Origin of the sequence: Moorena sp. SIO3H5 (assembly GCF_010692395.1) — a bacterium.
Taxonomy (GTDB): Bacteria; Cyanobacteriota; Cyanobacteriia; order Cyanobacteriales; family Coleofasciculaceae; genus Moorena.
Genome location: NZ_JAAHHS010000391.1, coordinates 1 through 7,044, shown reverse-complemented (window position 1 = coordinate 7,044; position 7,044 = coordinate 1). Strand labels below are relative to the sequence as shown.

Here is a 7,044-nt window from a genome sequence, read left to right as displayed (position 1 = left end):
TTAATCAGAGTAATCAGCCTGAGGACTCACCTCCGACAACCTCAACTTGGGTCACGCCTAAGCCACCATCCGTTGAAATCAATCAACCCCTCTCACCAGTGGAACAACAGCTGAAGTGGGATTCCTATCATCAACTCCAGCAATTGCTTCGAGAGCGACGGTTGATGAGAGCGATCGCATTAGTAGAAGCCTTAGCTCAAAGAATGCCCCAAGACCCAGAAGTGCGTCAGTGGCAAGCGATCGCTTATCAAACTTGGGCAAAACACTTGGTTAAACAGCATAAGCTCGATAAAGCTAGAAATTATCTCAGAAAAGCCCTCAAGACTGACCCCTACAATAAGTCTCTGTGTGCTCAGATAGAACAGGATTTTCTAGTGATCGAGCAGATGATATAACGCTACGCGCAAATCAGAAGAGTGAAATGGTTTTCTAATAAATATCTTTAGAGTTACTATTCAAGTAGGGGCGCTTCAGGTCAATTCCAAGCAAAGAAAAGTTGTGGAGAATAAAATTCATCCGACCTTCTGCAGAGTCGTGACCTTGTAGCCAAGCTTCTAGTAACGCATTAGCAACAATTTGGCAGCGATTCATGCCAAAATCTTCTTTAGGGGTAAATTTATAATCCGGTTCTTCAGATAGAGCCAGTCCTGGTAACAGCTGCTTGGTAAACAGAGGCACCCCTTGCATAAAATGGGATTTGTGTTGAGCATAAACAGTCTTAATAATGGGTTTAACTGTTTTATAACTACCCTTTTCAAAGCACAGAACTCCTGAATCATAACGCCCGTAGTCAGAAGGATTGTATAGCACCTTAAACGTGAACGGAATTTTGACTCGGTTCAATCCCTCAGTGATAGCTTTCATAACAGCAACTGCACCTTCAGGACTCAGATTAAAATAGACATTTACTGTCTGGTGCTCACCATCTGAATGAAAAGGATTGACTCGACCAGCATTCCCAACCGCTACATAGAATCCGTTTTGAACTAAATTAGGAGGCATCTGGATTGCCACTAAGCTACCTATAGTAGCAGCCTTATCAATCGGTTGTAAATGGAAATCTGGCCTAATGTGCAGAATTAGACCCTTCTTTTCCACAGCTACACTACCATCACTTTCCTGCCTTAGCACTAACCAGCCTGGGTCAAAGTAGCCTTGAGAGTGATTACTTTCACACAATCGCTGGCAAAACTCTAGATTAAGCCCCCTTACGGTATTGTTCTCCAAATCCTCGTCAACTGCCCAACCATTTGAATTGTGATCCGCTGGAAGAGTAGTTTGATAAGACCCGTTGTAGTAGATACGGTAGAGAAACGTTCGCAGTTGCAGGCTCAGATACCTATTCTGGATCTTTAAGGGTAGTTGCTGAAAACGAGCTACCACTTCATCAGGAAGTTCCAGGGGTTTGTACTCTGGATGAGTAATATAGAAATTAGATTCAATCTGAACGTTGCTAAGAATGTCAGAAAAAACATCCAGCAGTCCAGGTATAGAAGAATCGAGTCGTTGATTTCGTAAAGTATCCAGTAATTGCATAATCAAGACCAATAGACTTAGGCAGGAATACGGCTAGGACAAGTAAGTTCAGATTCTGTGATGCCAAAAACAATCAGGATTGATTGGTCTGGATGGCATAACAAGGTCTTAGCAACCTGAAGCATACAGATACCTGTGTTGTCAAAGGGTTTGAGGTTATTGATCTTTATATGAATTTTGCGAATCAAGATAAACCCAGCAAATTGCATCGCTCGTCTCAAAAAATTCTGACGTCGCTCAATAATTTCTGGAAAGTGAGCCAAATACGCTTGAGTTAGAGCAACAAGGCTAGGTTGAATTACCTCAAGGGGAGTTGTCGCTAGACGCAAAGCAGTTTCAACATCGATTGCTGTACTGATCACCAAGCTACTCAGCCAAATTTGTAGATAGCTAGCGATAATGTTTCCTAAATCTAAACTTGGATCTCCCCAAGTGAATTTCTCCCAATCAATTATTCTAACCATGCTTGCTTCTAGCTTTTTTGTAGAGAGGCATTGCTCCCACTCAAGGTGCAGTAATATGTTTTTCAGTTTTAGGTCATTGTGGATCAGACAGCAAGGCTCCCAAACTTGGTTAAGTTCTGCAAGGGCTTGCCCTAAACTCTCGTAGCGCTGATAAAGTCTAAAAAATTCAAGAGAATCTTCAGAATAGATCCCAAAAACTTCTGGTTCAATGCGTTCTAACCTTTCAAGAAAATCAACCTCTTCGTCAATCGGTAGCTGTTTAGAATTAGAGTTCAAGAAGTCTTTATATTCCTGACAGTCTAGAGTCGTGCGATGGATTGTGGCTATAGTAGCTCCGATCTGCCTAGCGATATCAGTGGGAAAAACCTGCTCTTTACTATAAAAATACGCTAAATCACAATAGTCATTAAGATAGTTAAAAACCAGAATTGAGCGACTTAAATCAAAATGAATCGCCTCGGAAATTAGTGGGCGAATAGAGCTTAGCTCTGGAAACTCTTGTAAAAACTCATAAAAAAGCCATTCGTACCAAAAATCACCATTAGTTTTACCTTCATGATCATGACGCTCTTGCTTAATCAGAATATAGCGATCCTCAGTCAAACTCACCAGCAAATTAAAGTTTTTACCAGATTTTGGTTCAATCTGGAGCAGAGATTCCTGATTTGCTTCACAAATTCCCTCTTCGAGTAGATACTGAAAAACATTTTTATAGCTTAATAAAAGAGTCATTAAAAACTACAAATTCTAACTAATATGTGATAACCAAATCCAATATAATCCTAGTTTTAGGAGATGGTAATTTTCAAGAATGTAATGAGCAATGTTTAACTAAATCACCCATTACCCATTCCCTTTAACCAGGATGTATTGGTAGCAAATAAAAGCGTGAATTGCGATCAGGTAGTGGTACCAGCACGCTTATTAAAAAAGCCTGGAAATAGCAAGAAAAATTGCTTGATAATAACGTTTTGGTTAACAATTGCAGTACCACCGTTATCAGCGATCGCAAGTCCTTGCACGTCTACGTCATTAAGGATAATAGGGTCGCCTGTGCCACCAAAATCTTTGGGATCAATAACGGTAGGTTGTCCCTGGTTTTGACCTCCTTCAATCTTGTCGAGCTTATCTTCCGAAACATCTGTCATGAAGTCCAAATCTTTGATTGAATCCATGAAGCCTTCAGAAGTTGAAAACAGAGCCGAACCAGCAGGACGCTGATTATAAATTTTTATCTCATCCATATTGAGTAATCTCCTTGTTCAAAAGGTTTAATTTGGGTAAAATTAGCTCTAGAGAATCGAGCCAGTAATGACGACTATGGGTAGGCATTAAACATCAGGGCAATCATATATATATTGCCCAAAGTATAGTTATTATTTATGCAGCCAGTAAAGCAGTTTTCCTAACCCTATAGGTTTGGTGAAAGGTAAAGTAAACTTTGCAAATCCAGAGTAAAATCCTTCACCTATTCTTCCTGGAGCAACTCTCTAGTGCCAAATTCATTGATGCAATGATTGGTTGTTTAAACCAACCTACTTGTATTTAATAAGATAACTATATAAATTCCTGCTGTCTGGCCATTGTGGCGTAAAGGTTTGTTTAAGGTTAACAAGTTTAAGGTTAACAAGTTGTTCGCGTAGCGTGGCCAAAAGGCCAAAGTTAACAAGTTCAAAGTTAACAAGTTTAAGGTTAACCGGTTGTTAGCCCTTGGCATCCCTTGTAGGGTAGGTTGAAAGTTATTCACTGTTGAGGGAACAGCGGATCACCGGAACAGGTAACAAAGGGTTGACAACTGGAAGATTAGAACCTGCAACCTTTAAATAGTGAGAAATAAAGCCAGGATAATTATAGTCCTATCAGAGGGTAATTGGGAATTTGGAATGGACAATTTTGAACGAAATCACCCATTCCAAATTACCTTTAACCAGGGTGTATTTGTAGCCAATAAAAGCGTAAATTGCGATCAGCTAGAGCTACCACCACGCTTGTTAAAGAAGCCTGGAAATACCAAGAAAATTTGCTTGATAAGAACGTTTTGGTTAACAACTGCAGTACCACCGTTCTTAGCGATAGCAAGTCCTTGCAAGTCCACATCATTAACGATAATAGGCTGGCCATTGCCGAAAAAGCCATTAAAGTCTTTGGGGTTAGAGGGGCGTTTGCGGCGTCCGCTGCTGCTGTTGTCACCTCCTTCAATTTTGTTGAGCTGATCTTCCGACACATCTGTCATGAAGTCCAAATCTTTGATGGAATCCATGAAGCTTTCAGAAGTTGAAAACAGAGCGGAACCAGCAGGACGTTGATCATACATTTCCATCTCATCCATATTCAGTCATCTCCCTTTTCACAAGGTTTAATTTTGGTAAAATTAGCTCTAGAGAATCGATCCAGTAATGACGATTATGGGTAGTCATTAAACATCAGGGCAATCATATATATGTCGCCCAAAGTTCACTTATTCGTTCCACAGCCAGTAAAGTAGTTTTCCTTCCCAGTTAGGAATAGTTTTTTTCCTAAACCCTAGAGGTTTTGTGAAGGGTAAAGTAGACTTTTCCAATTCAGAGTAAAATCCTTCACCTACTCTTCCTGGATTAACTCTCTAGTGCCAAATTGATTGATGCAATGATTGGTTCTTTAAACCAACCTAGCTGTCTTTAATAAGATAACTATATAAATTCCTGCTGTCTCGCCATTGTGGCGCAAAGGTTTCTTGAACGCGTGCGCGTTCAACCTTCAACCTTCAACAACCTTCAACAACCTTCAACCTTCAACAACCTTCAACCTTCAACAACCTTCAACCTTCAACAACCTTCAACAACCTTCAACAACCTTCAACCTCCAATCCAAATAACGTTAAATCTTGCAAGTTAAATCACCAGTCTTTTGGCTAAAGCGTAGGTTTTCGCCATAATCCACCGGACAATCAATCACCGCAGGCACATCTTGAGCTAATGCTTCTCGTAGGATAGGAATCAACTGATCCACTGAATTAACACGATAGCCTTTTAGTCCCATACTTTCAGCAAATTTGACAAAATCTGGATTGCCAAAATTCACAAAAGCCGACTCACCAAAGTGATTTTGTTGCTTCCAATCAATCAAGCCATAGCCACCATCATTGAAAATCAGTGTCACAAAGGCAGTCCCTACTCTTAGTGCTGTTTCAAGTTCCTGGCAATTCATCATAAAGCCCCCATCACCAGTGACTGCCACAATATTGCGATCCGGATAAACCAGCTTAGCTGCTAGTGCTCCTGGCAAAGCAATCCCCATGGCTGCGAAACCATTAGAAATGATACAGGTATTGGGACAATCACAATGGTAATGACGAGCCATCCACATCTTGTGAGCTCCTACATCAGAGATCACAATATCTTCTGGTTTCATGACTTGGCGTAGGTCATAGATCAGTTTTTGCGGCTTGATCGGAAAGCCTTCATCATTAGCATACTGTTCATAGTCCTCTCGGATTTCCGACCGAAGTTCAGCAGCAGATGATATCGGTTTACCTTCCCGGTCTCCCTGCTTCATAATTTCCTTAAGAGAGTCAGAAATATCCCCCACTACCTCCACTAAAGGAATGTAGCTTTTATCAATTTCTGCTGGACTGGCACCGATATGAATAATAGGAATCTTGCCGTCTGGATTCCACTTTTTGGGAGAATATTCAATCAAATCATATCCCACCGCAATTACCAAATCTGATTTCTCAAAGGCACAGGTGATGTGGTCCCGTTGTTGTAATCCCAAAGTCCACAAGGCCAGGGGATGAGTGTAAGGAATACACCCTTTACCCATGAAGCTATTGACCACTGGAATATTCATCCGGGTGGCAAATTCGGTTAAGGCTTCAGCAGCACCAGCACGAATTGTGCCATTACCCGCCAAGATTAGGGGATTTTTCGCCTTAGAAATTGCCACAGCTGCCTTACCCAAACTACGGAAAGACGCAAAGGTTTTTTCCCGACCATCTTTGCCTAGGGGTTGGCTATCGACTGGCATGGCCGCAATGTTTTCTGGCAAATCTATGTGTACCGCTCCTGGTTTTTCGGTTTGAGCGATTTTAAATGCCTTACGGACAATTTCTGCTGTGGTGTCAGGGCGAACAATTTGCCGGTTCCACTTAGTCACTGGAGCAAACATTGCCACCAAATCCAAATACTGATGGGACTCAATATGCATCCGGTCCGTTCCCACCTGACCAGTAATGGCTACTAGGGGTGCTCCATCCAAGTTGGCATCCGCAACTCCAGTCATTAAGTTAGTTGCCCCTGGACCGAGGGTAGACAGGCAAACTCCAGCCTTTCCGGTCAGCCGTCCGTAAACGTCTGCCATAAAGGCTGCTCCCTGTTCATGACGAGTGGTAATAAATTTAATTGAAGAATGTCTCAGAGCTTCTAGAACATGGAGATTTTCTTCTCCAGGTAGTCCAAAAACGTACTCTACTCCTTCGTTTTCTAAGCAATGTACCAATAGTTCAGCGGTATTCATGTCACCCATATCTAATCATCCCTGGTATATATATGGTTTTGGTATCAAAATAATCTTTGATTGTCAAAATTCTTTTTTAGATTTCTTTTCAGATTCCTTTTTAGCTTTTTCTATTAGCCTTTGTCCATAGTTGTTATTAGTTCATGACAAGGATTTAGCATTTGCGATCTGGTACATCCCAATTTTTCAGAAGTCAGTCAGTTGAAATCGGGCAATCTTAAAACAGCCTTTGATAAGCTTTTGATAACCATGAAAGAAGGAGAGTACTAACTTTTATGGCCATTCTGGCTTCTATCCGTGTGAGTTTAATAAAAATTAACAGTAAAAACTTGATGGTAAAAAGTTAAAAATGTTACAGAAAAGCTTTTTATTTTCCCCTTCACCAGAACCACAGGGATAGATACGGATAAACAGATAGCTTCACCAACAAGGTTAATTTTAAGAATATTGCTGAGTCCTGATTCCTGAGTCCTGAGTCGGAGAATCCGTCAGTAGTAACTGTCACTGTTCAGGATTTAAATAGACTTGCTATAGGCTAATAGAATCTAGA

Annotated in this window: 5 protein-coding genes and 1 pseudogene; 1 reads left to right on the top strand and 5 read right to left on the bottom strand. The window is 41.0% G+C overall.

Annotated elements, in window-relative coordinates:
* Positions 1-395: pseudogene (locus F6K52_RS29185) on the top strand (molecular chaperone DnaJ); the annotation flags it as partial.
* 34 nt (positions 396-429) lie between these two features.
* On the opposite strand, the gene F6K52_RS29180 reads toward F6K52_RS29185, so the two are convergent.
* The 5 genes from F6K52_RS29180 to F6K52_RS29160 form a co-directional block, all read right to left on the bottom strand.
* On the bottom strand, positions 430-1,536 hold the full coding sequence (locus tag F6K52_RS29180; RefSeq protein ID WP_293086968.1) for a T3SS effector HopA1 family protein: 1,107 nt from the start codon (positions 1,534-1,536) through the stop codon (positions 430-432).
* A gap of 17 nt (positions 1,537-1,553) precedes the next feature.
* Positions 1,554-2,732 carry a phosphotransferase gene (locus tag F6K52_RS29175; RefSeq protein WP_293086964.1) on the bottom strand — a complete coding sequence of 393 codons (1,179 nt, stop codon included), beginning with the start codon at positions 2,730-2,732 and terminating at the stop codon, positions 1,554-1,556.
* A 167-nt stretch (positions 2,733-2,899) separates the two neighbouring features.
* Positions 2,900-3,244, bottom strand: coding sequence for a hypothetical protein (locus tag F6K52_RS29170; protein WP_293086961.1), 345 nt, complete (start codon positions 3,242-3,244; stop codon positions 2,900-2,902).
* Between the two features lie 722 nt (positions 3,245-3,966).
* Complete coding sequence (locus F6K52_RS29165) at positions 3,967-4,329, bottom strand: hypothetical protein (protein ID WP_293086958.1); 363 nt, start codon at positions 4,327-4,329, stop codon at positions 3,967-3,969.
* 527 nt (positions 4,330-4,856) lie between these two features.
* Positions 4,857-6,494: an acetolactate synthase large subunit gene (locus F6K52_RS29160; RefSeq protein WP_364420264.1), complete on the bottom strand. Its 1,638-nt coding sequence runs from the start codon at positions 6,492-6,494 to the stop codon at positions 4,857-4,859.
* Between the last annotated feature and the right edge of the window lie 550 nt (positions 6,495-7,044).